This window comes from Streptomyces sp. NPDC051907 (assembly GCF_040681075.1).
In the GTDB taxonomy this organism is placed as follows: Bacteria; Actinomycetota; Actinomycetes; order Streptomycetales; family Streptomycetaceae; genus Streptomyces.
This window is the reverse complement of sequence record NZ_JBFAYB010000002.1, coordinates 227994-252617: the sequence shown is the minus strand read 5'-3', so window position 1 is coordinate 252617 and position 24624 is coordinate 227994. Positions and strand designations below refer to the sequence as shown.

23 protein-coding genes are annotated in these 24624 nt (G+C 67.0%); 2 read left to right on the top strand and 21 right to left on the bottom strand.

What is annotated here, in order from left to right:
- Positions 1-94: 94 nt before the first annotated feature.
- From AB0M39_RS02460 to AB0M39_RS02430, 7 genes are all read right to left on the bottom strand, one after another.
- Positions 95-1060, bottom strand: a complete 966-nt coding sequence (locus tag AB0M39_RS02460; protein ID WP_365359242.1) for an ornithine cyclodeaminase family protein — start codon at positions 1058-1060, stop codon at positions 95-97.
- On the bottom strand, positions 1057-2073 hold the full coding sequence (dmpG, locus tag AB0M39_RS02455) for a 4-hydroxy-2-oxovalerate aldolase (RefSeq protein WP_365359240.1): 1017 nt from the start codon (positions 2071-2073) through the stop codon (positions 1057-1059). The genes AB0M39_RS02460 and dmpG overlap by 4 nt, the downstream gene beginning before the upstream one ends.
- Positions 2070-3041: an acetaldehyde dehydrogenase (acetylating) gene (locus AB0M39_RS02450; RefSeq protein ID WP_365359238.1), complete on the bottom strand. Its 972-nt coding sequence runs from the start codon at positions 3039-3041 to the stop codon at positions 2070-2072. The genes dmpG and AB0M39_RS02450 overlap by 4 nt, the downstream gene beginning before the upstream one ends.
- Positions 3028-4077, bottom strand: a complete 1050-nt coding sequence (locus AB0M39_RS02445) for an aldolase/citrate lyase family protein (protein WP_365359236.1) — start codon at positions 4075-4077, stop codon at positions 3028-3030. The genes AB0M39_RS02450 and AB0M39_RS02445 overlap by 14 nt, the downstream gene beginning before the upstream one ends.
- Positions 4074-5354 carry an aminotransferase class I/II-fold pyridoxal phosphate-dependent enzyme gene (locus AB0M39_RS02440; RefSeq protein WP_365359234.1) on the bottom strand — a complete coding sequence of 427 codons (1281 nt, stop codon included), beginning with the start codon at positions 5352-5354 and terminating at the stop codon, positions 4074-4076. Before AB0M39_RS02440 ends, AB0M39_RS02445 begins: the two co-directional genes overlap by 4 nt.
- The gene (locus tag AB0M39_RS02435) at positions 5351-6139 is read right to left on the bottom strand and encodes a cupin-like domain-containing protein (protein WP_365359313.1); all 789 of its coding nucleotides are present in this window, start codon (positions 6137-6139) and stop codon (positions 5351-5353) included. Before AB0M39_RS02435 ends, AB0M39_RS02440 begins: the two co-directional genes overlap by 4 nt.
- A gap of 98 nt (positions 6140-6237) precedes the next feature.
- Complete coding sequence (locus tag AB0M39_RS02430; RefSeq protein WP_365359232.1) at positions 6238-7434, bottom strand: MFS transporter; 1197 nt, start codon at positions 7432-7434, stop codon at positions 6238-6240.
- Positions 7435-8668: 1234 nt separating this feature from the next.
- Between AB0M39_RS02430 and AB0M39_RS02425 the strand changes: the two genes are divergently transcribed.
- Entirely contained in the window at positions 8669-10156 is a 1488-nt protein-coding gene (locus AB0M39_RS02425) for an aminopeptidase P family protein (protein ID WP_365359230.1), read from the top strand.
- A gap of 131 nt (positions 10157-10287) precedes the next feature.
- Here the strand turns inward: AB0M39_RS02425 and AB0M39_RS02420 are convergent, their stop codons facing one another.
- From AB0M39_RS02420 to AB0M39_RS02370, 11 genes are all read right to left on the bottom strand, one after another.
- Complete coding sequence (locus AB0M39_RS02420; RefSeq protein WP_365359228.1) at positions 10288-10647, bottom strand: hypothetical protein; 360 nt, start codon at positions 10645-10647, stop codon at positions 10288-10290.
- Between the two features lie 61 nt (positions 10648-10708).
- Complete coding sequence (locus tag AB0M39_RS02415) at positions 10709-11266, bottom strand: hypothetical protein (RefSeq protein WP_365359226.1); 558 nt, start codon at positions 11264-11266, stop codon at positions 10709-10711.
- Between the two features lie 428 nt (positions 11267-11694).
- Complete coding sequence (locus AB0M39_RS02410; RefSeq protein ID WP_365359224.1) at positions 11695-12045, bottom strand: hypothetical protein; 351 nt, start codon at positions 12043-12045, stop codon at positions 11695-11697.
- A 242-nt stretch (positions 12046-12287) separates the two neighbouring features.
- Entirely contained in the window at positions 12288-12815 is a 528-nt protein-coding gene (locus tag AB0M39_RS02405) for a DinB family protein (protein ID WP_365359222.1), read from the bottom strand.
- A 141-nt stretch (positions 12816-12956) separates the two neighbouring features.
- Positions 12957-13520: a dihydrofolate reductase family protein gene (locus tag AB0M39_RS02400; RefSeq protein ID WP_365359220.1), complete on the bottom strand. Its 564-nt coding sequence runs from the start codon at positions 13518-13520 to the stop codon at positions 12957-12959.
- 138 nt (positions 13521-13658) lie between these two features.
- The gene (locus tag AB0M39_RS02395) at positions 13659-14495 is read right to left on the bottom strand and encodes a hypothetical protein (protein ID WP_365359218.1); all 837 of its coding nucleotides are present in this window, start codon (positions 14493-14495) and stop codon (positions 13659-13661) included.
- Complete coding sequence (locus AB0M39_RS02390) at positions 14492-14941, bottom strand: hypothetical protein (RefSeq protein ID WP_365359216.1); 450 nt, start codon at positions 14939-14941, stop codon at positions 14492-14494. Before AB0M39_RS02390 ends, AB0M39_RS02395 begins: the two co-directional genes overlap by 4 nt.
- 305 nt (positions 14942-15246) lie before the next feature.
- On the bottom strand, positions 15247-15495 hold the full coding sequence (locus AB0M39_RS02385) for a contact-dependent growth inhibition system immunity protein (protein ID WP_365359214.1): 249 nt from the start codon (positions 15493-15495) through the stop codon (positions 15247-15249).
- 225 nt (positions 15496-15720) lie between these two features.
- Positions 15721-16305 (bottom strand): hypothetical protein, encoded by a 585-nt coding sequence (locus AB0M39_RS02380; RefSeq protein ID WP_365359212.1) that lies wholly within the window; start codon positions 16303-16305, stop codon positions 15721-15723.
- Entirely contained in the window at positions 16302-16571 is a 270-nt protein-coding gene (locus tag AB0M39_RS02375; RefSeq protein ID WP_365359311.1) for a hypothetical protein, read from the bottom strand. Before AB0M39_RS02375 ends, AB0M39_RS02380 begins: the two co-directional genes overlap by 4 nt.
- Before the next feature lie 48 nt (positions 16572-16619).
- Entirely contained in the window at positions 16620-17267 is a 648-nt protein-coding gene (locus tag AB0M39_RS02370) for a hypothetical protein (protein WP_365359210.1), read from the bottom strand.
- A 699-nt stretch (positions 17268-17966) separates the two neighbouring features.
- Between AB0M39_RS02370 and AB0M39_RS02365 the strand changes: the two genes are divergently transcribed.
- Positions 17967-18329: a hypothetical protein gene (locus AB0M39_RS02365; RefSeq protein ID WP_365359208.1), complete on the top strand. Its 363-nt coding sequence runs from the start codon at positions 17967-17969 to the stop codon at positions 18327-18329.
- A gap of 360 nt (positions 18330-18689) precedes the next feature.
- Here the strand turns inward: AB0M39_RS02365 and AB0M39_RS02360 are convergent, their stop codons facing one another.
- From AB0M39_RS02360 to AB0M39_RS02350, 3 genes are read right to left on the bottom strand one after another with little or no spacing between them, the layout of a single operon-like run.
- Positions 18690-23429 (bottom strand): putative T7SS-secreted protein, encoded by a 4740-nt coding sequence (locus AB0M39_RS02360; protein ID WP_365359206.1) that lies wholly within the window; start codon positions 23427-23429, stop codon positions 18690-18692.
- Positions 23429-24124 carry a hypothetical protein gene (locus AB0M39_RS02355; protein WP_365359204.1) on the bottom strand — a complete coding sequence of 232 codons (696 nt, stop codon included), beginning with the start codon at positions 24122-24124 and terminating at the stop codon, positions 23429-23431. Before AB0M39_RS02355 ends, AB0M39_RS02360 begins: the two co-directional genes overlap by 1 nt.
- The gene (locus AB0M39_RS02350; RefSeq protein ID WP_365359202.1) at positions 24121-24591 is read right to left on the bottom strand and encodes an SseB family protein; all 471 of its coding nucleotides are present in this window, start codon (positions 24589-24591) and stop codon (positions 24121-24123) included. Before AB0M39_RS02350 ends, AB0M39_RS02355 begins: the two co-directional genes overlap by 4 nt.
- Positions 24592-24624 lie beyond the last annotated feature (33 nt).

Below are 24624 nucleotides of genomic sequence, written 5' to 3'. Positions count from 1 at the left end.
GTCGGGCAAGCTGCCTCCCCCCTCCCCCCCCCCGGGCCACCCAGCCCCGCCACCCCGCCGGGCGCCCCGCCTGACTGACCCGCCCCCCCCAGACTCACCCCCCAGCCGTCACCACCTCGTAGAGCGCCGATGCCGTGGCCGTGTCCTCGATGGCCAGGCCCACGCTGCGGAAGACCGACGTGCGGGCGTCGTCCCGTAGCGCCGGCCCGCTCGTCAGCGTGCCCAGTTCGTGGAGGTCGGTCACGTCGATCAGGCCGGCGGCCAGCGCCGCCCGTACCTCGCCCGCCTCCTCCCGCGCGGCGGACCGCTCCTCCACGACCACGAACGCGTCGCCCAGCAGCGCCGGGTCCACCTCGATCGCGTTCTCGTGGGTTCCGCCGATCACGTTGACGTGCGCGCCGGGGGCCACCCAGTCGGCCGCCACCAGCGGCTCGCTGTCGTCGGTCGAGGTCGTCGTGCAGACGACCGCCGCGTCGGCGACGGCCTCCTTGGCCGTGTCGCACACCGTGACCCGCACCGGGGTCCCCGCGGTGTCGCGGACCCACTGGGCGAACCGCTCCGTACGGCCCGGGGTACGGGAGTACACCCGTACCGACCGGATCGGGCGCACCGCCGACACCGCCCGCACCAGCGCCCGCGCCTGCACCCCCGCGCCGACGACGGCCAGGTCCTCCGCGTCCGCGGGCGCGCACAGGCGGGTCGCCAGACCGGCGACCGCCCCCGTGCGCACGGCCGTCAGCTCGGCGCCCTCCAGCAGCGCGGTGACCCGTCCGGTCGCCAAGTCGGTCAGCACGACCACGCCGTGGATCAGCGGCAGCCCGCGGTCCGGATTGTCCGGGGTGAGCGTGGTGATCTTGACGCTGCCCACCCCCCGCCGCTCCCAGACCGCCGTGCCGGCCAGCAGCTCCCGCTGCGGGCCGTGCTGCACGATCGTCCGGGGCGGCGACGACGTCCGGCCCGCCGACAGGTCGGCGAACACCTCCGCCAGCGCGTCGATCACCCTCGTCAGCCGGTCCGCGCCCGCCATCTCCTCGGCCCGGATCGTCAACGGCATGCTCATGCGACGGCCCTCCGACCGCTCAGCTCGGCCACGACGTCGACGATCAAGTCCTCCTGGCCGGCGATGGCCTGCCGCCTGCCGAGCTCGAAGAACACATCGCGCGGGTCGACCCCGGCACGCGCGGACAGATCGAGCACCTGGTGCTTGAACCCGGAGAACACCCCGGCCAGCCCGCTGACGATGCTGAGCGAGCCGGTGACCGGCGGCGCGGGCATCAGCTCGCGCTCGGCGAACTCGGCGGCGTCCAGCAGCGCGTACAGGTCGATCCCGGTCTCGAACCCGGTGCGCTCCAGCACCGGAACCAGCACCTCGAGCTGGGTGTTGCCCGCCCCGGCCCCGAAGCCGCGCGCGCAGCCGTCGATGATCCCGGCCCCCGCCTCGGCCGCGGCCACGGAGTTCGCGACGGCCATGCCGAGGTTGTTGTGCCCATGGAAGATCACCGGCACGTCCACGCCCACGGCCTCGGCGATCGCGCCGATCCGCGCGGCGACGTCCCCGGGCAGGAAGTGCCCGGCGGAGTCCATGATGCCCACCGCCCGCGCTCCATACCCGACGACGCGGACAGCCTGCTCGGCCAGCTCGGCGGGGGTCGCCATGTGGCTCATCATCAGGACGCAGTGCGCCTCCGCGCCCTCCTCCCGCAGGAACCCGAGATGGCGCTCGGCCAGCGAGGCCTCGGTGCAGTGCACGCCGATACGGACCAGGTCGGCGCCGTGCGCGACGGCCTTGCGCAGATCGTCGGAGGTGCCCCAGCCGGGCAGCATGAACACGCCCATCCGGCTGGTGCGCAGGGCCTCCCGCACGGTCGACAGCATCACGTCGTCGCTGACGGCGGCACGTCCCACCTGGAGCGACGAGGCGCCCAGGCCGTTGCCGTGCCCGACCTCCACCACGGGAATCCCCGCCGCGTCGGCGGCCTGGGCGTACCCCTTCAGCGCGGCCGCGCCGAGTTGGTGCCGCACCGCGTGCTGGCCGTCGCGCAGCGTCGGGTCGTGGATCACCACGGCGCTCATCGGCCCACCCCCGTCCGCGCGGCCAGGCCGAGCCGGGCCGCGTGCTGCTCGGCGACCAGGACGGCGGCCGAGTTGATGATGTCCAGGTTCCCGGCGTACCGGGGCAGCACGTCGCTGTCCGCGGCGACCTCCAGGGAGACGACGACCCGGTCGCCGTCGACCGTGCAGGCGACGACCTCGTACCCGGGCGCGAACGCCCGTACCCGCTCGGCGCTCTCGTCGACCACGGCGCGCACCGCCTCGACGCTCGCCCCGGGGACGACCGCGTGGACGGCCGTGCGGAACGTAGCCGGGGGCACGGCCGGGCTGATGTTGAGGATCGCCTTGGTGTCGCGCACACCGGAGAACACGGTGACGGCGTGCTGGGTCGTCGCGACGTACTCGTCGAGGTTGAGCCGGGTCGCCCGGCCCGCGATGCTGCTGGCGACGGTGGAGACGACCTCGATGTACTCCACCTCGAACCGCCCGGCGAGCGCGTGCGCGATCGGGACCGACGCCTGCCCGCCGCAGCTGACCAGGTTGACGTTGCGCTCGGTCGGCGGCCGGGCGCCCGTCACGGTCGGCACCACCATCTGCCCGACCTTGCTGGGGGTCAGGTCGACGAGCAGGGTGTCCAGCGGCTGGAGCAGCCGCCAGTGCTCGGCGTGCGACATCGCGTTGGTGGCGTCGAAGACGACGTCGAAGGGGCGCGGGGCGGCGAGGATCGCGTCGATCCCGTCCGCCGTGGTCGGGTAGCCGAGCCCGGCGGCGTGCCGCAGGCCCGCGGACTGCGGGTTGCGGCCTGCCACCAGCGCGCACTCCAGCACGGGGGAGCGGTGGATCTTGCTGACCAGGTCCTGGCCGATGGCGCCGGTGCCGATGACGGCGACGGACAGGGCGGACGCGGTCGGCGCGGCGCCCGGCGCCGCGCCGCCGACGTTCTCGGGGGTGTCGTTCTCGGGTACGGCGACGTCCTCAGCGACGGTCATGGCCGGCCTCCTCGCCGCCGCCGGCTCTGGTGCCGTCGCCGAGTCCGCTCAGGCCGGTAGAGGCGCCGGCGCCCCCGGAGTCACTGGGGCTGATGGGGCCGCTGGGTCCGCTGGGGCCGAACCGCTGGGCCCAGGCGTCCCCGAGCGCCACCGTCGTACGGGCCATCCGCGCGAACGGCGGCCCCACCATGTTCCCGTCCAGGACCGCGATCCCGCCGTCCGCCGACCGCACGGCCTCGGCGACCCGCCGCGCGTGCCGCAGACCGTCCGGGTCGGGCCGCAGGGCCCCGTTGATCGCGCCGAGCTCGCCCGGGTGCACGGTCGCCTTGCCGTGGAAGCCCAACTCCCTTACGCGCTCTATCTCCTGTGCCAGCACGCCCGGCTCGGCGAGCCGGAAGTTGGCCGTGTCGATGCAGGCCGTGCCGTGCCGGGCGCAGGCCATCGCCATCGCCTGCCGGGCCGCGAGCAGGCCCGCCCAGGTGATCTCGACGCCCAGGGTGGCGGCCAGGTCCGCCGAGCCGAGGACCAGCCCGTCGGCGGCCGCCGCTATCGCGTCGACGTCGGCGACGGCGGCCGGGGTCTCCAGGGTCACGTAGATCTGCGGATGCGCCCCCGCCGAGGCGAGGGTGTCGCGCAGCAGCGTCACCTCGACCGCGGAGTCCACCATCGTCATCACGACGAAGCCCGGCCTGACCGGCGCCTCGGCGAGCATCGCCAGATCGTGCACCGCGTCCATCGCGCCCAGCTCGTTGACGCGTACGGCGATGTTCGCGGGCTCCGGCGCCTTCTCCAGCGCGGACCGGCACACCTTCCGCGCCGCGGCCTTCTCCTGCGGCGGGACGGAGTCCTCCAGGTCGATCAAGTGCACGTCCGCGTCGTAGGTCCAGGCCTTCACCAGCCGGTCCAGCGACAGCGCGGGCGTGTACAGGATGCTGCGCGGGATCGCCCGTGCGGCGACCGTCCCCCGTGCGGCAACCGTTCCCTGTGCGGCGACCGTCCCTCGCCCGGCGGCCGTTCCCCGTGCCCCGCGCGTCATAGAGCCGCCTCCCCTGGCAGCGGCGCGGCCTGCTCCGCGCCCACCTCGACGAGGATCTTGCCCAGACCGCGGATCTGCTCCTCGCTCTGGCCGGCGCGCATCATGACGCGGAGCCCCGCCGTGCCGCGGGCCACGATCGGGAAGAACACGGGCGAGACGTAGAACCCGGCCTCGAACACCCGTCGGCCCGCCTCGATCACCGTCGAGTCGCTCATCGGCACGAGCCGGATCGGGAACGTGCTGCCCGCCTGCTCGGTGTGGACCAGCGAGTCGAAGAGCGCGATATTGCTGTAGAGACGTTTCTGCAGAGTGACCAGCTCATCGGTCCGGTGGATCTCGGCGGACGCGAGCCCGGCCCCGACCGCCGGGGTGTTCAGCAGCTGCGAGTAGTTCAGGGCCCCGCCGAAGCGCTCGATGACCCGCAGCGTCTCCTTGGAGTACCCGTCGAGCACGATCGCCGCGCCGCTGGTGCCGAACGCCTTGTTCAGCGTCACCACCACGATGGTGCGCTCGTCGAGGACGGGGCTGTGCGTACGGACGTAGCCGACGCCCCTCTCCCCGTACGCCGACATCGAGTGGGAGTCGTCGTAGTAGACGAGCAGGCCGTACCTGTCCTGGAGCTCGGCCAGCTCCTCGACCGGCGCGTATCCGCCGAGGCTGTCGCTGCCGTCGCAGACGTAGGCGACCCGGGCGTACTTCTTGCAGGCGTCCTCGATGAAGTCGAGGTCGTGGTGGCGACAGGTGACCACCTCGGTCTCGTCGGCGCAGACCGGCTTGACGTTGGCCATCGACACATGGGCGTTCTTGTCGAAGATCATCAACGGCCGCTCGCCGTTGCCCAGATGGCCGGAGGCGATCAGCGGCAGCAGTCCGAAGGTCGCGGTGCTGGCGGCGATGGAGCAGACGACGTGCGCGCCGAACAGCTCGCCCAGCGAGTTCTCCAGCTCCAGCATGGCGGGAATCTGCACACGGCTGCGGGCGATGCAGTGGTCCAGCACGCCATACCGGCGGAGCGCCTCGATGCCGCCCTCGACGACCTTGGGATGGGAGTCGAGGTCCAGATAGGAGCAGCAGCTGAAGTTGACGAACTCATGGCCCGCGTCGATGTACTCATGACTCGCGTCGGCGCGCAGGAAGCCCTCGCCCGCCTCGTAGTCGGCCACGATGCCGGCCAGCCCGCTGCGCTCGGACATGTCCCAGAACGCGTTGCCGATCCCGATCAGCTTGTCGTTGTTGCGGAACCGGTTGGTGGGAGTGATGATCTCGCGCTCGGTCATGACGTCCCCTCGGCGGGCTGGTAGTTGTAGACGCCCTTGAGCTTGCGGTAGGCGGCGGTGTAGAGGGCCACGCCGAGGACGTACGGCCTGCGCAGGATCTTCGGGTCGCGCAGCCAGAAGTTCACGTTGATGTTCATCTCGTCCAGCGACTCGGCCTGGTGCCACCAGCCGAGCGGCAGATAGAGCATCTGCCCCGGCTCCAGGATCAGCTCCCTGCGCTGGGCCAGCTTGGACGCGAGCCTGGGGTAGCGCGCCCAGTCCACGTCGTCGAAGTCGAAGACCCGGGACTTGTCGCCGAAGCCCTGCTTGAGCGACCTCGGGTAGTACTCCCAGAACCCCGGAGGCGCGAGCACGAACCGCTTGCGCCCCTCCAGGGCGATGTTGAAGTTCTCGAGCTCGTCGAAATGGCTCTGGGTGAAGACGCCCTGGTGGCTGATCCAGAGGTTGGCCGCGTTCATCGGGCGGCGGTAGTCGAAGAGCCGCTCGGCGTCGAAGCCGAGGATCGCGTTGACGTCGGCGGGGGCGTTGCGGAAGTTCGACACGATGCGGTTCCAGGCGCCGGGGTCCTTCAGATACCGCTCGTCCTCGAAGAACTCGCGGAGCCGGATCTCCCTGGTGGTCCAGCGCTCCGCGTTCTGCTTGTTGCTCGGCTCGGTGAACAGGGTGACCATCAGGTCTCCGAGCCGCTCGGCGACTCCGTCCCTGCCGAGGCCCTGCGAGCCCTTCGGCAGGGTGATCACTACGGGGACGTCGGCCCGGATGAGCGCCTTCCGTCCGAAGGCCATGAACTCGTCGAACGAGATGCGGGGGACCGGTAGGCCCCCGAGGGCGACTCGCTCGGACACAGGGTGTGCTGTACTCACAACTCTGTCCTCATCGTTCATTATTTTTGTACCGCCATTTTTTTGGAGGCCGGTTCCGAAGCCGGCCTGCTTCTGCGCAGGGCCGGCTGACCTGCGACGCTCAGTGCCAGGGCGACGACCCCGCCGGCGACGCCCGCCCAGGCTGCGTGCGCCGAACTGCTCGCCTCGGCCAGCTGCCCGCCCGCGGCCGTGCCGGAGGCGATGCCGAGCGCCCCGGCGCTGGTGAGCCACGAGAACGCCTCCGACAGGGAGCCCTTCGGCGCGAGCGACTCCAGCAGCGTGCTGCCCGCGATCAGCGCGGGGGAGATCGCGATGCCCGCGACGACGGCGAGGAACGCCATCAGCAGGGAGGACTCCACGAAGGCCAGGGGGATCACGCCGAGGGTCAGCAGACCAGTGGTGATCGAGAGCAACTGGGCTTGCGGAAGCCGCCAGTTCACCGCTCCGTAGACGACGCCCGCGATCAGGCTGCCCACCGCGATCAACGACAGGAACACTCCGCTGAGCCCCGACGCGTGCTGCTCCTCGGCGAAGGCGATCATCGTGACGTCGACCGCGCCGAACTGGAAGCCCATACCGGCGTACGCGATCATCAGCACCCAGACTCCGGGCACTCCGAGCGCTCGCTCCGGGCGACGGGTCGGCGCCGGCGCCGTGGCGGGCCCGGAGGCCGGCTCGGATTCCGGATCGGGCGTGGGCTCGGGGGCTTGTTGGGACGTCGGCTCGGACTGGCTGTGCAGTGCGACGAAGATCGAGCCGACGGTGGTCAGCAGGGCGCAGACGGCCAGCCCGGCGGCCGGGTGCACGGCCGACGCCAACACCGTTACCAGCAGGGGGCCGAGGAGGAAGATGGTGTCGTCGAGCATGGACTCCAGGGCGTAGGCCGTGCGCAGAAGCCCCTTGTCGACCATCGTCGCCCAGCGCGCCCGCATGAACGACGTGAACGACACCGAGCTGCACCCGGTGGCCACGGCAGCGACGATGAGCACCCACAGCGGGGCTCTGAGCCCGATCGACACCAGTAAGAGCGTCATCCCCGCCGCGTGCCCGAGGCAGGCGGTGAGCAGCACCCGCCGCTGGCTGAGCCGGTCGGCCAGCCGTCCGAGCACGGGGCTGGCCACGCCCTGCGAGACGAGCATGGCAGCGGCCACCGTCCCCGCCTGGGCCATCGACCCGGTGAACGCGGAGACCAGCAGCAGACAGCTGATGGCGCGCATGGCGATCGGTAATCGGCCGACCATCCCCCAGAAGCCGAGCATCGCCGCGCCGGGCTGCCGCAGTAGTCGAAAATAGGACCCGAGTCCGGAATTCGACCCCGATGTACCCTCGGACACAATGCCCCCGTCAGCGCAAAATGGATATCCCGAAAAGTCCCGATCATCTCGGGCCGGGAAACCCCGTCACGCCACATGTCAGGCAATCAATTGTTTCCCGCCGACTGTGTCGATCCTCTGCGGCCCCCCTGCCCAATACAGCGCGGCCATACTAGGGCTGCCACCATCCGGTGTCAATACCCTGAATGCGAGCCGACACGCAGCTGACCAGCGTGTTCGTGATGTGATCATGGCCTGCGTGGATTCTTGAATGTGCGGCTGCAACTCGACTCCGACAGTCAATTCCAATGGTCGAATCCTCCCCTGCCCGGTGCGGTTTGAACGGCTTGAGCGGTACGTATTTCCGCGTCTTGAATTCGCCTCATTGGATGCGGGTACGGATGCGGATGCGGCACCGTTCGGAACCGTAGGCCGCGATCGCCGCGCCGCCGGCCGTCCGGCGCCGGTGATCCGCCGGCTGGACAGCCGTTGGCGAGAAGAGCACTGGTCAGAGTCGATATCGCCGATATCGACGAGATTCCTGATACCGGCGGGACCTGCACGAACGAGCCAGCTCGCGTACGGCCGGCCCCCGCCGGATCCCGTCGTTCGTTAGGGTGCTGGCGGCCGCGCGGTACATGCTCGGCCGAGCGGAGCGGGGGGCCGACCAGGCCCCCCGACCTCCTCGACGTGCCCGACCTCTTCCGACCTCACCCCGCGTCCTCTCTCCCGTCCTCTTCCGATCCTCGTCCGACCCTCTGCCGACCTGCGCGACTCGAAGGCGAACAACCCGAAGGCGAACACGTCGTATGCCGAACTGGCCGAGTACCACAGCACATTGGCCGAACCCCCACCTCTCCCGCCCACGGGCGGACGGCTCTTGCGGCCTACGGTTCTCCTCAAGGAGCACAGCAGCGAGCGCGGCAGCGAGCACAGCGACGAAAACGGCGACGGACACGGCGGCGAGGGCGTCTGCGAGGGCGTCTAGGGCCTCTGTCGGAGCGTCTACGAGGGCGTCGATCTGCTGGTGGCGCATCTCACGGGCTGAGACCTGCCGCGGGCTCGCCCACCCATACGATGACTGTCGGCCGCATGCGATCCATGGGGCAGGCGTCACCGATTCGATTCAGGAGGCAGTGTGACCGAGCGGACGTCCGAGAGCCAGGAACTCCAGGCCCCGGAGAGCACCGAGGGCGAGCAGGCCGAGACGGTAAAGCCCCGGAAGAACGGCCTGGAGCGGGGCGTGAGCGACGAGCTCGCCGAGAACATGAAGCAGGGCTGGGCCGACACCGAGCGCCATGATCTCGAGCCCATCCCGCAGGCCCCGAACACCGCCCGCCGCCGCGCCGATCTGTCCGCCCGCTTCCCCGGCGAGCGTCTGGTGGTCCCCGCCGGCAACCTGAAGGTCCGCGCCAACGACACGGACTACCCCTTCCGCGCCTCCTCCGACTACGCCTATCTGACCGGCGACCAGACCGAGAACGGCGTTCTCGTCCTGGAGCCCAAGGAGAACGGCGGCCACGAGGCCACCGCGTACCTGCTGCCCCGATCCGACCGCGACAACGGCGAGTTCTGGCTCTCCGGCCAGGGCGAGCTGTGGGACGGCCGGCGCAACAGCCTCACCGAGAACGAGAAGCTCCTCGGGCTGCCCTGCAAGGACGTCCGCCAGCTGGCCGAGGCGCTCAAGGAGACGACCGGCCCGGTCCGCGTGCTGCGCGGCTACGACGCCGGCATCGAGGCCGCCCTGACCGACAAGGTGACCGCCGAGCGGGACGAGGAGTTCCGCGTCTTCCTCTCCGAGATGCGCCGGATCAAGGACGACTTCGAGATCGCGGAGCTGCGGTACGCCTGCGAGGCGACGGCCCGCGGCTTCGAGGACGTCGTCAGAACGCTGGACAAGGCCGAGGCGACCAGCGAGCGCTACATCGAGGGAACGTTCTTCCTGCGCGCCCGCGTCGAGGGCAACTCGGTCGGCTACAGCACGATCGCGGCGGCCGGCCCCCACGCGACGACCATCCACTGGGTCCGCAACGACGGCGCGGTCCGCTCCGGCGAGCTGCTGCTGCTCGACGCGGGCGTGGAGACGCGCAACCTCTACACGGCCGACGTGACCCGCACGCTGCCGATCAACGGCACGTTCACGCCGCTCCAGCGCAAGATCTACAACGCGGTGCTCGAGGCCCAGGAGGCGGGCATCGCGACGGTGAAGCCGGGCGCCGACTACCGCGACTTCCACCACGCGGCCCAGCGCGTGCTCGCCGAACGGCTCCTGGAGTGGGGCCTGTTGGGCGACATGGACGTGGAGAAGGTCCTGGAGCTGGGCATGCAGCGCCGCTGGACGATGCACGGCACGGGCCACATGCTCGGCATGGACGTCCACGACTGCGCGGCGGCCCGCACCGAGCTCTACGTGGAGGGCACGCTGGAGCCTGGCATGTGCCTGACGGTGGAGCCGGGCCTGTACTTCCAGCCGGACGACCTGACGGTGCCGGAGGAGTACCGGGGCATCGGCGTCCGCATCGAGGACGACATCCTGGTCACGGAAGACGGCAACGAGATCCTCTCCTCTGCGCTGCCGCGCGAGGCGGACGCGGTGGAGGCATGGATGGCGGGCCTGCTGGCCTGACGCCCTGTCGCGCAGCCGCCGTCGGCCCGTGCCTGGACACCAGGCACGGGCCGACGGCGTCCCCGGGGGATCCCAGCACAGAGAAGTGCCGGAAGCAGGCCGAGACGACGTTGCCGAGGGCTGTAGTGGTTCTATTGAGCACCCGGGTCGGCAACGGAGATCGCCCCCCGATACCCCGGGGCGAACTCCTCCATGTACTCGCGGTGTTCCACGTGGATCGCGGATTCCGGGATGTCCCCCAGGGGTGAGAGATCGACACCGTCGAGCTTCCCGCATCCGTCGAGATCGGTCAGCGCATGCAGGTGCGCCTCCAGGGCCACCCTGGACTCCTCGTGCAGGGCCAGCATGGCGATCAGGTCCCCTACCACTCTGGCCTGGGCGCCGGAAAGCAGGTTCACGAAGTCCTGAACGCGGTTGCTCGCCTCCGTACGCACCGCTTCGTCGAGACTCAGAAGGTCTCGGAGGAAGTCCACAAAATCCTTGCTTTCCATGCGTCCTGTCTTTCCACGTCCGGCCGACCCGTTTATCGCGCGTCAAGAGCAGTTCGCGCGGCTACCGCTCAGCGAGGAGGCTTTCAAGAGTGTGGGCGCATTCCCTGAAGTATGCCTTGACGAGGTCTGGTGACTTCGATGAAGGCGATAGAACGCTGGGAAGGAACGCCACGCGCCACATGCGAAAAACATCCCACGTAGCCCTCTTGCTATGGAGTCCCAACAAGGCGGCAGACGCGTCAACGGCTTCAATGATGAGCTCTGACGAATCAGGCACAGGCCGCTTCATGGACGATGCGGTGCCGATCAGCGCATGCATGAGGTTGGTCAACTGAAGGTCCGTGCCCATGCGGACCATCCGATGCACGGCGGCAGGGTTCTCCAGATTCGGCGAAAAAGTCTCGATGCAGCCCGACCAGAGCAGCAAGGACGGGGCTGTGACCTCGTGGTCCCTGTGCCATCCCAGCTCATCGACGATGGCCATGGTCGTGGGGTGGAAATCGCCGATTTCGCGAATCGCCAGGAGGATGCGATCCAGTTCGCTGCGGTGGTTTGCGACGAAGTCCCCGACGGATACGTCCTTGAGCTGTTCTGGGCCGGCCGCGGATACCGCGCCCATCTCTACAATCCCCCCGAGCGGACCAAATATTTCACGCGCCAACGTGTGCATTTTCGATGGGCTCCGGATTGTATCTCAGCAGTGCGGGATCCACGGCATAGGGCGACCTCCACCAGTCCGGTACGTAGCCGTCCGGATAGTATTCGAATGTGCGGCATGTGCTGCACCATTCCCACAGTCTCCCGTGGCCAATGAAATGTTGCCCGCGCAGTGATATCGATTTCTCGTCCTCTACCAGGTACCAGCGATGCAATGAATGCTCGGAGCACACAGGGCATGCGCCCGCGAGTTCAGAATCCTGCCAATCGTCGTTGAAGATATGCCGCCAGGCTGGTCGTCGATCGAGGTCGACTTCATTCCAAAGGGGACTGTCGCCCATCGATTCCATCTCCTGCTCGGACCATCGGGGTGAGTTGCCGACTGCGGTGTCAGACGAAGAGAAGACGCTCTGTCACGCAGAGAGCCGGAAGGATTTGAATGCTCAATTCGCCTGCGCACCCGCCCATGTGGAAATCGATCGTGAGCCCACTGGCCGGTGGCTCGATGGTCACATTCAAACGGGTGGCTCCTTCCCGGAAGAGATCCAGGGTGGTCCTGCCGTCGCTATTCTTCCAGATTATTCGGACGGACCTGCCGAGGGGAGCGTAAGAGAGCACCAGGCTTCCGCCCTCATTTTCGCGCAGCGTGAGTTGACGGATGTCCTCGTCGATTTCTTCGGGCCACTCGCCGAGCGCTTCGAAGATCGTCAGATCATCTGGGACGGCAAACTCTCGGTACATTTATCGCTCAACCTCCAAGAATTCTCCTGTGCGTACGTCGGTCAGTGGTCGATTTTTCCGCGCGAGTGGTCACGCAACAAAGAGAGGACACGCGAAATGGCCAGGCCCCTATTCGTACGACGCGAGCGAACTGGATGAAATCCGGGTGAGAGCGTGAACGTTCACCGGGTTGGGGCGTGGGCGCTCGGGGCGATGCGGACCCATCCAGGGGGAGAATGTGGTCTGTTCCGGCCGGTGCTGCGCTACTCGCCGGTGACACCGTCCGCGAGTTCGCGGACCACGTCCAGCTGGCCGACGTGTCGGGCGTACTCCTGCAGCATGTGGAACAGGATCCAGATCAGGGCCGGGTGGTGGTCAGGCGGATTGAAGCCGCCACCGCTGCGCGCCGGTTGCTGCAGTTCCGCGCCCGCCACGATCTCGCGGGATCGTGCGCACTCGTCCAGGAAGAGGGCTCGGATCTCTTCTGTCGACTCCTCGGCTCCGACCTGCCATTTTCGTGTGTCAGGGTCTTCGTCGCCCCAGATGGGATCCACCTGTTCGGCGGCGAACCCCCAGCGGAGCCATCGCCGTTCCACGAACGCGAGGTGCTTGAGCAGGGCGAGCGGGGCCCATCCGGACGGGAGTCTGCTGCTGCGCAGGTCCTCCTCGGACATGCCGTCGAGCTTGCGCAACAGCACGGCACGGTAGTAGTCGAGGTAGGCGAGCACCAGCGCGCGGGGGTCGGTCATGTTGTCCGGCGGCTCCACCGCGGGCTCGGGAGATCCAGTCATGCGCCGGACGGTAACGTCGGGCGACCCCTGGGGACCACCCGATATCGCCGAGACGCCTCCTACGGCGCCGCGATCTTCAGCAGTTGTCTTGGACCGCCTCGGCGAGAGCGGGCGTGCCGGCACGGCTCGGCGGAGGGCCGGCTAACGCGTCACGCGGTAGCGGAGGTAGACGAATTTCGAGCTGAAGGTGCGGGTCTCGACGAGTTCGAGATCCACTCGGCGCTCGTGTTGGGGAAAGAACGGAGTGCCGCCGCCGACCAGCACCGGGTGGACCATGGCCCGGTACTCGTCGATCAGACCCGACGCGGCCGCCTCGGCGGCGAGAGTCGCGCCGCCGATCGCGATGTCGCCCTCCCCCGGCTCGGCCCGCAACTGCTCGATCTCCTCTGCCACGCTGCCGGAGGCGAGACGGGCATGGCCCTGCACCGCCGACAGCGTGGTGGAGAACACCACCTTGGGGAGCGGATTCCACAGCGCGGTCCATTCGAGCTCGGGGGCGCCGAGCGATGGGTCCTGGTCGGCGGTCTCCCAGTACAGCATTGTCTCGTACAGCCGCCGTCCCATCAGATGGACGCCGACCTCTCGGATCTCGTCGATCCAGAACCGAAAGACCTCCTCGTCGGGCGCCGTCCAGTCGAAGCTGCCGTCCGGCCCGACGATGTAGCCGTCAAGCGAGACGCCCATCGCATAAGTCACGCTGCGCATCAGAAGTCCTCCTCGGTAACGGGGTTCGACAGTACGACCGCCGGCCGCCGCATGACCCATCACGACTCGCGGGACTCCTGGGCCGAGTCACCTCACGAGATCGTTTCGTTGAGAAACCTCACTGAGTGGCCTCGAATGCTAGCTGAATTCGTGAGTCACGATCCAGTCTTCATCGTCCTCGATCGAGACGGCACACAGGTGTCTTCCATCTTGAGATAGGGCAATGAATTCTCGGCGTCCTGTGGCGGCGGCAATCCGCGAGGGGAGGTTCGCGATGACTTCGTCCCGAACGTAGATCCACCCTCGTGATTCACTGCCGGGATCTGATAGCCGCAGGAGAAACCTGCAGTCGGCGGAGACCAATCCCAATCGGGTTGCCTGCTCGAGCCAGTGCCGATCCATCTCGGCGGCGAGATTCGGGGCGGAGTGCGGCACGGCAACTGTTGGTGTTACATAACCGCCCGTTACGGAAAGAATCGCGTCTAGCGGGGCGGGAATGGTTGAGGGCAGTTCGCACTCAAGCGCCACGAGACCGTGCTCTCGCATCCGCGAGATCAGTTCTCTGTCGCTGAACTCCATATCGGTGGCCACACCGGCGAGGCTAAGAAGCTGCTTTACCAGGGCAACCTCTACATAGGTCCCTTCGTACCCGTCGGTTCTTGCTTTCTCGGATGCCTGCTTGGCTTCTTGGAGGGAGACGTTGAATCCATCTCGAAAGGCTTTGAGGATCCTTCCGTTCGAGGCGGTCTCGTTGGTCACCAGTAGCCGGTAGTGGCCGTGCTCCGCCAGCAGGCGATCGCGGATAATGGCCGGTGCCGCACCCCAGTCGCCGTCATGTGAGTTTCCGCAGCGGCTGCAGGCCCATTCGCTTTCCCAGCGAAGCCTCTTATTTTTTATCAACTGTACGACCCACCCCTCGCAAGGGTTTCCGCACTGAGTGCAGTTCTTGTCGATTCGCGACGCTTGCTCAATCACTTTGAGATGCTCGCAGTCAGTGCCTTGAAATCATTCAGCGTGTTCAAGTAGTCTGATTTGGCAACGTCCTTTTCGGGAAGGGTTGGAAGGCTTGAATCGGCCAACGCCTCTGCTGCTAGCAGCACTGCGCTGGCGAGTTCGGCTACTTCGATATTGGTGATTTTATTGCGATTGGCGGAGAGGGAAACCCCTTTCTTGTTCCGGTGGAAGTCGACTCTGAATGAGGTGTCGATCCCGATGAACCTCAAACGCCTTTCTTCGCCTCTGAGGATTCTTCCCAAGCCGTAGAGAAGCAGGGGCACGGTGAGATAGATCATCATTCCCTGGTCGGGGTAGTGGCCTCGGGAGTCCGCTGCCCCGAGGTCGCCCGTGATCGTCATGTCTCCCAGGTCGAACCCGCTGGGATCTCCTTGGTCTGGCCGTACCGAGAATTCCAGATTGATCACGGAGTGCAACTCTTTCGACGGCGAAGTGGACATGAAATGGTGGCGATGCGAGGGCGGCCTGGACACAGGCACGGACCTCGCTGCTGCTCGGGGTGCGTAACCGCATCGCTGGTATGCGTCCTCCCTCGGCTCTGGCCTATCGCAGGTCATCCGGGAGTGCTCGTTGGAACGCCTGGATGCCGGATTCGATATACGGTGATACGTCTCTGAGCGTCGCGATAATGCTCTTCAGCTCCTGCGCGAACTGCGGCGAACGAGTCCAGGTGGCTGGATCGACAGTCAAGACCGCGGACAGCAAGTCGTCATCATAGAATCCGCCCTCCTCTTGTGCCGGCGCGGAGGATCTCCAGCGCCAGTGGAAGCAGAAAGGAAACTCCGACGTTCTGTCCAATCAGCCGCCTTAGCTCCTCGATGGTGAGGCCCCCGATGGGGCGGACTCGCAGGGCGTGGACTGCCTTGACGAGGTTCGTGGCATCAGGCGACGGCTTCGGCCATTGCTGCCCCTCGAGTTCTTCCAGCGAACGCTGTCGGTCGAATGAGCTATTTAGGATCATCTCAAGTAAATCGCTTTGCGTCGTACTGTGCGATGTTTGCGAGAGTCGACTGCGTCAGGGAGGCCCACATCGCATCGGTGCGCTAGGCCTCTGGAAGACGCTGCCCCGGACTTGTACTTTCGTGCACTTGCCCCAATCCCTGCGGATGCTTCCGGATCGAGCGACCAGAGTTCGTCAGTAACCAACCGCTGCGACACGCCAGCGCATCCATATCCCTCGCCGAGTTCAAGGGAGTCGGGGAAGCAACGTCAGCCACGCTTCGATGTCTTGCCGAACTGGGTCGTCCGCACTCAATTGTTCGGAAATCGGCGTCAAAGGTGTAAACATATTCTTGATGCGTCGCAATTGCAGCACCTGTGGCCGCGAGGCAGTCCGCCACTGCGCTGAATCCCGCCCGGATTCGTCGCGTGTCATGTCAATATTCTCGACCACATACGCGCATAGAGCGGCAGGCTGCCGGACCTCATCGAGCTGACTCGCCCCGAACTCTTGGATCAGGTACGAGCGTACTCGCGCCGATTCGGCAACCTTTTTCTTCGGGTCGTCGGTGAGGTGATCGTAATATTTTGAAATCGCCGCAAGCGCGAGGTTGGCCCATCGAATCCGGATGTCATCTGAGTGGCTATTGGACTGCATTTCTCCAACGCTCAGGTCACGCAACTGCTCCCACTCCTCTGAGCGGACCGATATGGCTGAACTTGAGGCAACCTGGTGCTCCAACTCTTCCAGCGAGCGGTTTGGGGATTCATCTAGCCACCAACCGCCCGTTCCAAGAGGTTTGTCAGAGGAATGAGATTCCTGCGCGTTCAAAGGCTTCCCTGCCTATCGCGAGACTTTCGGGTGACGGATTGTGGTGCCCGCTTTCCCTGGTAATTTCCGCCCCAAAGTAGAATCCATTCGCACCGGCAATTTCCGCTTGTGAGATCGGAGCGGCGGCCGGCCCGGTCGTACGCCCACGTGCTGACAGCCCCGCTCGGCGTCGTCCGGCCGATTCGGCGGCCCCCAGCGTCGTGGTCGTACCGCAGCGTGCGGCCGTCGACCGTCTCCGACTGCAGTCGTCCATAGTGGTCGCGCAGGCGGGTCAGCGCGGCATCCGGACCGAGGGACGTTGAATTGGGAAGCCGCTATATTACGCCCTCATACCAATTTTCGCGGAGATCGATAGCTTGGTCCAGCAGAACGTCTCTTCTGGGATCGTAGGGGTGAGCTGAACAACGCTCGATGAGATTCTCTAGTTCCGTAAGAAGCTCAGGATCGCCGTCCTGCATTCGGTCAATCTTGGGTTCTACGATAAGAGTGAGATAGTCCTTCAGTAGGCCGCGCAGGGAATCTGGGGCAACATCGATGGGAGAGTACTCCCATTCCTGAACCAGATATTCGACAGGATCTTGCAGAATCCAGCCAGAGTAGATTTGATCGACGAACACGAAGGCCAGTGAAGAATTGATCCGTAGTCGCCTCACTTCTCCCGCTTGGGTGGCAAGTGCTTGATGGGCGCAAATCAGGCGAGTTCCATCATCGCTTACCTGGCGAATATCTGTCGATGCGGCGGAAAAATTCTCCGGTTTGAGTGCATAGATGATGCCAGGCTGTTCGTGGGCATTCAGCCATGGGTCGAAACTCAATACAGATTCTGTCTCGGGTACTTTGAGGACCAATCCAGCGAGCGCTCTGTCCGACTTGGCGAATCGGAATTCGTCGTCCCCGGACCATAGCCAGTCGATGCTGCCGAAAGTTTCTGAACGCAGACGCTCGTGGCTCGGCTGGTCCACGTGTGGAGACACGGCGACATAAGCCCCGGATACGGAGTATCTCGAGCGATGCGGTAGAGGTGCGGATGTCGTCGCGACTCGGAATCCGTCCGAAAGCTGGAGAGGCATTGAGGAACCTTATCGGAGAGGCGTTGCAGGTGGAAGTGTACCGCCCTTGGTGTTCGAAATTCCCCCGTTGAGGATCTGATCTCGTGTAACCGGTGTACCTGGGTCCTCGGGAGACCCGCCCCACGCCTCGGCACCACTTTCATTCTTGGGTCCGGAAGGCCTGTAGCTGATAACCACATTTCCTGCCCGGTATCGCCAAGACGCCTCCTACGGCACCGCGATCTTCACCAGTTGTCTCGGACCGCCTCGGCGGGGGCGGACGGGCCGGCTAACGCGTCACGCGGTAGCGGAGGTAAACGAATTTCGAGCTGAAGGTGGCGGGTCTCGACGAGTTCGAGTTCCACTCGGCGCTCGCGTTGAGGGAAGAACGAAATTGAAGGAGCGCAGGCTTCCTTGTCTATTACTCGGAGGGCGAGGCTAGGTAAACTCGGGATCGGGATAGAGCTGCAGTGCTTGCTTGAAATGAAATCGCTCCCTCCGGGGTGTCGATGGATACTTCGAGATCACCGTCGTCGGAGCGGCCGATGTTCACCGGTCTAACCGAGGTGCTGCTCCACCCTGAAATCTTCAGGTCGGTAGCGTCACCCCTTCGTGACAGTGCTGCTGATCGCCTGCTCCGCCGTGGTGACCGGGGCGAGGAGCTTCTTGGCGATCGACGAGTGGGCGGCTGATGCGCCGCAGGACGTTCTGGCCCGGCTCGGTGCCCGTACCGCGACCGCCCTGGCCGTGCGCATCCCGCCCAGCGGCGCGACCATCCGCTGGCTCGTCAACGACACCTGCCCCGGCGGCCTGGCCGACCTCATCGGTCACGACCCGGCCGGCGCCGACACCCTCGCGATCGACGGCAAGAGTGCCCGCGGCTCGCGCCTGGGCAGCACCCCGGCCGCCCATCTGCTGGCCGCGACGACCGGCACCGACACCGGCATGACCGTCACTCAGCTCAGAGTCCCCTAGAAGACGAACGAGATCACCTGCTTCGCCGCTCTCCTGGACCTCTATGACCTGCGAGGAGTCACCGTGACCGGCGACGAACCCTCCGGCGGCCTCGAGGCAATAATGGAGCCTCTTTCCAATGCTGCGACAGATTCTCCCGAGAGGTGAATTCTTGCAGCGTGGGGAGGGTCGAAGAAACTCACAAATTTTCCAGGGTACCGCTCGATCTTGTCCAATTTGACCGTCAGGGCGGGGTGCGCGGAATTTAGTGCGGTCTCGTTTGTGAAGACTTGCCCGACGTGCGCGACTCCGCCGACGCATCTAGCGATGCAAATCCCCCCGTGCGCGGTCGACTCTTCAACGGAGTAGATCTGGATCCGGCTAGCCTCGGACATGCTTATAAGCCTCCGCTATGAAATGTGATATCTGTTCTGGTGTGAGCTTTTGGATATCCCACTCCAGAGCGTCCGTAATTCCCTCGTACCGGTTTATTTTAGGTATATGGATGCCCATCTCTGCAAGGACTTCCTTCGCGGCGTTGACGGGTATTTCGGCGCTTGCCCGTCTGGCGAGCTCGGATGGGTGAAGCCCTACGCCGACCTCGGCCTCAGCTCGAATGACGCCCCGCTCCGTGGCTACTCCGTCGATAGCGCTTCGCGGAATGAGTTGAACCACGGCTTCCCCGTACTGCTCTGCATGCCTGGCGAATGTTGCGGCTACACCGGGATCTGTTGATGTGGGGGTGAACCCTGAAGCCCGCGTTCCGCTGCTGGCGTCGTAGCCGCGAGTGGTTCCGCGGAATAGATGTTCTTCTGTGCAATTGAACAGGCCGAACGGGTCTATGTGGGAATGGGGGTTCGATACGTAGGCGGCAGGGTTTGATGCAGGGGCGAGGCCAAGTGGATCGATGGAAAGATAGCGAGCTGATTCGGGATCGTAGTACCGGAAGTAGTTGTAGTGCAGCCCCGTCTCCGGGTCGAAGTACTGCCCCGGAAAGCGCAGTGGCGTGTACGCCGTGCTCGTCGTCGCCCATGTCGTCGTGCCCCACAGTGTGCTGCGCGTGTGCCACGCCAGGTCGCCCGATTCGTCGATCAGTTCCGTCGGGGTGCCGACCAGGTCCGTGACGATCGCGAAGAAGCGTTCGTCGATCGCCTCCTGCGAGGCGTCCGGCGCGAGGATGCGCTCCGTCTGGGCGAGGGGGTGCAGGCCCTTGTGGTCCCACGTGAGGGCTATCGGGCCGGGTCCGGTCGTGCCTTCCGTGATCTGTTCGCAGAGAGTCGTGCCGTCCCAGGTGAAGGTGACCTGTTCCAGAACCGTCCGGCCGTCGGCTGCGAGGCGTTGTTTGGTCGTGCGGCGGCCCAGTGCGTCGTACGTGTACCGCCACACCGTCCCGTCGGGGGTGACGACAGAGACGAGGCGGTCTTCCGCGTCCCATGCGTAGCGCCACGTGTCGGGCTTCTGTGAGAGGCGCTTCTTCTGGCGCAGGACGATGCGGCCCTGCGCGTCGTGCTCGTAGCGGACGTTTCCGGCGCGGGTGATGTGGGTGCCCGCGTAGGCGCGCGCACCCGTGGCCTCCTGGCCGGGGTGGGACGCTGGCCAGGACGCCTCGGTCTGGTTGCCCGCCGCGTCGTACGCGTACTGCTCGGTCCAGTTCGCCGCGTGGACCGCCGTGACCCGGCCGGCCGCGTCCAGGTCGAAGCTCCTGGCACCGGAGAGCTGGTCGTCGATGCCGACGAGGTTGCCGTCCGCTCGGTAGGTGTACCCGCGGCGCTGGAGGCTGCGGTCCGCTCCCACGACGTGCTGGTCGGTGAGACGGCCCATCTCGTCGAATGCGTGCCTGAGCGTGATCGTCTCGCCGATGCGGCGGGCCAGCTCCTGGCCTGCCGCGTCGCGCTCGAAGGCGAGGGTGCGGCCGGAGGTAGTGAGCTCGGAGCGGCGGCCGGCCGCGTCGTACGCCCATGTGCTGACAGCCCCGCTCGGCGTCGTCCGGCCGATTCGGCGGCCCGCAGCGTCGTGGTCGTACCGCAGCGTGCGGCCGTCGACCGTCTCGGACTGCAGTCGTCCATAGCGGTCGCGCAGGCGGGTCAGCGTCGCATCCGGGCCGTGAGCCCCTGCCAGTTCGTCGAAGATGTCGTACTCGAACGTCGTGACCGAGCCCTCTGCGTCCTTGCGGAGGATCTGTCCGAGCGCGTTGTACCGGAACCGGACTGTCTGCCCGAGGCCGTTCGTCCGCGAGGACAGGCGGCTCGCCGCGTCGTACGCGTACAGGAGCGTGCGGTCGTCGAAGTCGGTCTCGGATATGAGACGGCCTGCCGGGTCGTACGCGTAGTTCCAGGTCAGCCCCTGCGGGTTGACGACCTGGGTCAGCCGGAGGTTGCTGTCGTGACGGAACTCGTAGCGCACGCCGTCCGGCCCGGTCCGGGCCGCCAGCAGGTCGAAGTCCGTGTACTCGAAGGTGGAGACTCCGCCGATCGCGTCAGTGTGGGAGAGACGGTTGCCCTCGCCGTCGTAGACCCAGGACTCCTCGCTGCCGTCCGCCTCGATACGCCGGGCGAGCTTGCCCTCGACCGTCCACTCGAGTCGGGTCACCGCGCCGAGCGCGTCGACGACGGCGACCGGGCGGCCGAAAGCGTCCCGTTCGTACCGGGTCGTCGCGCCCAGCGGGTCGGTGATCTCAAGCGGCAGGCCCGCCCTGTCGCAGCGCACGACGCTCGTATGGCCGAGGGCGTCCGTCACCGACGTCAGGTGTCCCGCCTCGTCGTACGAGAACCGGGTCGTCGCCCCTGAGGCGTCCGTCACCGAGGTGCGATTGCCCCGCTCGTCGTACGTCTGGCGCGTCACCGTCATGTCCGCGCCCGTCACGCGTACCGGCAGCCCGAGCTCGTTGTACTCCGCGGACAGCTCCCGACCGTCCGGGCGCACCACGGTGGTCGGGCGCCCGTGCTCGTCGTAGACGGACTGGCTCACCTGGCCCAGCGGATCGGTCACGGACAGCAGGCGGCCTCGGCGGTCGCGCTCGAATCGGGTGGCCGCGCCCGTTGCGTCGATCTCTGCGACGACCTGGGCTCGTTCGTCGACGAGGTAGCGGTTGGTGTGGCCGAGCCCGTCGGTGATCGAGGCGATGCGCAGGCCGCTCTCCGGGTCGACGTCGTCCCAGGCGAAGCGTGACGCGAGGTGGCCGTTCCCGCCCGACTGGGCGATGCAGCGGTCGCGGTCGTCGTAGACGTAGTCGAAGCGGCTGCCGTTGGTGTCGGTCCAGGACGTGATGCGGCCGTGCTCGTCGCAGCCGAAACGCAGCGGGCGACCGGAGGAGCCCGTGACCTCGGCGAGGTGGCCGTCCGTGTAGCCGTACCGCAGGATCTCCTGGTCGGAGCCGTCGTCGGCGGCGGACGCCAGGTGCAGGGCCGTGATCCGGCCGTCGGCGGTCGTCAGCTTCAGGTGGTATCCGCCGTGGTGGACGATCGAGGTCGGCGCGCCGCCCTCGTCGTACTCGAAGGTGATCCAGCGGCCGTTTCGGTCGTCGATCTGGGCGAGCAGGGCGAGTTCGGCGCTGTGCGCGGAGAAGTGCCAGACCTGGCCGGCGTCGGGGTCGGCGACCGTGTAGTCGCCGTCGGAGTCGCGGTCGAGGGGCCAGCGGCGGCGGCCGTGGGTGGGCATGACCGGGACACCCGGTGCGGGGTGCGGGTACGCCAGCAGGCTGCCGTCGTCGCAGACGAAGACCACGCCCTCGGAGTCGATCTCCAGACGCTGGTCCACGGTGCTCGCCCAGGTCGGGCCGAACCAGCCGCCCGCGCGGTAGGACGACTCGAAGGTGCGCTGGAACACGAGCGGCAGCGAGCCGGGCAGCGCGATGTCCGTCTGCGGCAGGACCATGCGGCCGGTGGCCACGTCGACCGGGTCCTTCTCGCACGTCTTGTCGGTGCACTTGCGGCTGGCGCCGTCAGGGTCCTTGTCGTGGCCCGCACGGCCCTTCCCCTTCGCCCCGTCCGCCGCGTCCTTCGCCCTCCCTGCGATCGACTTGGCCGCGCCGCCCGCGCCCTTGGCGCCGCCGGCCTCGACGATCAGACGGCCCAGGAACTCGCCGTGGTCCGCCTTCATGGCCTCCCACGCGCTTTTGGCGGCGCGGTCCGGGTGAGCCGCCGAGGAGACCAGGCCGGCCAGCGTCAGGTTGAGTCCCTCCCAGTACTTGGCCGGATGGGTGAGGTTGTACGGGTCGATCGGGTTGACGGTCCGTACGAGGTTCAGCGTCCCGGCTCCGGCCTTGACCACTCCGGAGCCGACATGCGACAAGTCGATGCTCTTCGCGAAGTTGTAGTCGGTCAGGTCGAGCTTCGCCCGCTCCAGCCCGGTGGGCTCCTTCGGAGCGTGGGCCAGCGCTGCGCTGACCGCGGCCTTCGCCGTGATCGCGGCTTCGTTGCGCTGGCGGCGGGCCTCGGCCAGGATTTCCTGGGCGCGCTCGCACTGTGCCGTGCCGGGGTCGACGAACTCGCCCGGCTTGGGCAGCGGGTCCTCGCCGCCTCGCGCGTCGTTGTAGGCGTCGACCTTCTTGTTGTGAGCGGCGACCGCCGTCTTGGAGTCCTCGGCGCCCTTCTTGAACAGGGCGATGGCTTCCTTGGCCTTGCCCTGCGCCCAGGTGACCGTCGAGGCGTACGTCTCCAGGGCCTGGGCCGCGTCCTCGAACGCGTCCGCCGCGTGCAGCCAGTCGGTCGGAAGCGTCGTGAACTTCTCGCGGAACGCTTCGGCCGCCTCGCCCCGCCAGTGGTCCGAGTCCAGGCCCTTCAGCCCCTGGCCGACCGTGTCGAACGCCTTGTGGAAGTCCCGCAGGTTCTTGACCGCCGACTCGATCTTGCCGGTGTTGCCGTGGATCAGCTCATTGGCGTCCTCGCTCTCGCCGAGCTGCCGCTCACCCACCTCCGCGCCCAGCGAGGCAGCCGTGCGGTCGCCCCAGTCCTCGACCACGTCCGCAAGAGCCTTGTGGCCCAGGTGGTCAAGACCGTCGCCGACCTTGTCCGTGGCCCAGTCGACGCCCTCGCCGACCATCTCCTTGCCTTGGTCGACGCCGTCACGGAGCTTGTCGTAGCCCTTGCCGACGAGATCGCCGGCTACTCCCCAGTCGCCCATCAGTCCTGGCCCCAGCCGTTGCCCCAGGTCGGCTGTTCAGCCCGCTGGACCGCCTCGTCGGTCGGGTCGATCATCTCGCGCAGCTTCTCGTCCGTCGCCTCGCGCACCTTCGGGTCGATCGCACCGACCCTCTCCGCTGTGTCCATGAATTCGTGCTGGGCGTCGTACGTGGTGTCCCGCCACGCCTGCTCGGCGTTGGAGTTGGCCTTGTCGAAGGACTCCGCGCTGTAGTCGGCGCCGTCCCAGGGCGACTGGGACTTCACGTCGTCCCACTTCTTCGCCTTGACCTCTTCCTCCGTCAAGCGCGGGTTGCCGTTGAGGGAGTTGAGGCCGATCTTGAGGGTGTTCTCGCGGTACTTCTCTTCCTGGGCGTACGCGCCGGCCGACAGCCCCAGGGCCTTCGCGAAGCCGTTGCCCCGCTGCGTCAGACCGCGTACGCCCCACTCCCAGCGCTCGCAGAACGTCTCGAACTCCTCGGTCAGCCCGCCGTGGCCCAGCTCCATGCTCGACAAGGCCAGATCGGAGAAGCCCCGGCCCATGACCGCCCAGCCGAGCATGCCGAGATCCTGCAGCTCGGAGTGCGCGAGGTCGATGCCCTGCGCGATCTGCTCCAGCGCGCCCGTCGGCGCGGCCAGGTCGGGCTTGTCCGCGCCCGCCCCGCCGCCTGCCCCGCCTATGCCGCTCGCCCCGCTCATGCCGTCCCCTCGATGTCCACAATCGCCCCGTCCGGCACGATCCCCTCGACCGGCGGGAACAGCATCCCGTCGGCACTCCCCGCGTCCAGCGCCACCCCGGCGGGCATCCTGAGCGCCGGGACCATCACGTCCAGCAGCCGCGCGCCGAGGATCGCCTGGTACGTCCACTCCCGGCCGGCGCCGCCCTGCGCCCGCGCGAACCGGCCCAGCGCCTCCTCGTCCGAGAACGCGCAGATCCATCGCACACCGCCGTGGTCCGCCGTCCAGAGGCTGCCGTAGGGATCGATCGGCACGAGGACCGCCGTACGCCGAAATTCCCCCAGCAACACGGCAAACTGCCGCCGGGCGGCAGCGGCTCGCTCATCCTCGGATGCCTCGGCAGTAGAACAATCCGCCTCGGAAGGGATGAGATCGGTCAGGCGCGGAGGCCGGGCAGGCCTCGACATACCGTCCCCGTCACTGGTCATGCACGGAATGTTGACGTGGTCATTTTTCGAAAG

Coding starts and splice junctions, on each gene's coding strand:
- AB0M39_RS02435 (WP_365359313.1), bottom strand. CDS start 6,139: ATGGCCTTCGGACGGAAGGCGCTCATCCGGGCCGACGTCCCCGTAGTG.
- AB0M39_RS02440 (WP_365359234.1), bottom strand. CDS start 5,354: ATGACCGAGCGCGAGATCATCACTCCCACCAACCGGTTCCGCAACAAC.
- AB0M39_RS02385 (WP_365359214.1), bottom strand. CDS start 15,495: ATGATCCTAAATAGCTCATTCGACCGACAGCGTTCGCTGGAAGAACTC.
- AB0M39_RS02450 (WP_365359238.1), bottom strand. CDS start 3,041: ATGACCGTCGCTGAGGACGTCGCCGTACCCGAGAACGACACCCCCGAG.
- AB0M39_RS02415 (WP_365359226.1), bottom strand. CDS start 11,266: ATGGGCGCGGTATCCGCGGCCGGCCCAGAACAGCTCAAGGACGTATCC.
- AB0M39_RS02405 (WP_365359222.1), bottom strand. CDS start 12,815: ATGACTGGATCTCCCGAGCCCGCGGTGGAGCCGCCGGACAACATGACC.
- AB0M39_RS02460 (WP_365359242.1), bottom strand. CDS start 1,060: ATGAGCATGCCGTTGACGATCCGGGCCGAGGAGATGGCGGGCGCGGAC.
- AB0M39_RS02355 (WP_365359204.1), bottom strand. CDS start 24,124: ATGAGCGGGGCGAGCGGCATAGGCGGGGCAGGCGGCGGGGCGGGCGCG.
- AB0M39_RS02445 (WP_365359236.1), bottom strand. CDS start 4,077: ATGACGCGCGGGGCACGGGGAACGGCCGCCGGGCGAGGGACGGTCGCC.
- AB0M39_RS02350 (WP_365359202.1), bottom strand. CDS start 24,591: ATGACCAGTGACGGGGACGGTATGTCGAGGCCTGCCCGGCCTCCGCGC.
- dmpG (WP_365359240.1), bottom strand. CDS start 2,073: ATGAGCGCCGTGGTGATCCACGACCCGACGCTGCGCGACGGCCAGCAC.
- AB0M39_RS02400 (WP_365359220.1), bottom strand. CDS start 13,520: ATGCGCAGCGTGACTTATGCGATGGGCGTCTCGCTTGACGGCTACATC.
- AB0M39_RS02420 (WP_365359228.1), bottom strand. CDS start 10,647: ATGGAAAGCAAGGATTTTGTGGACTTCCTCCGAGACCTTCTGAGTCTC.
- AB0M39_RS02360 (WP_365359206.1), bottom strand. CDS start 23,429: ATGGGCGACTGGGGAGTAGCCGGCGATCTCGTCGGCAAGGGCTACGAC.
- AB0M39_RS02430 (WP_365359232.1), bottom strand. CDS start 7,434: ATGCGCGCCATCAGCTGTCTGCTGCTGGTCTCCGCGTTCACCGGGTCG.
- AB0M39_RS02410 (WP_365359224.1), bottom strand. CDS start 12,045: ATGTACCGAGAGTTTGCCGTCCCAGATGATCTGACGATCTTCGAAGCG.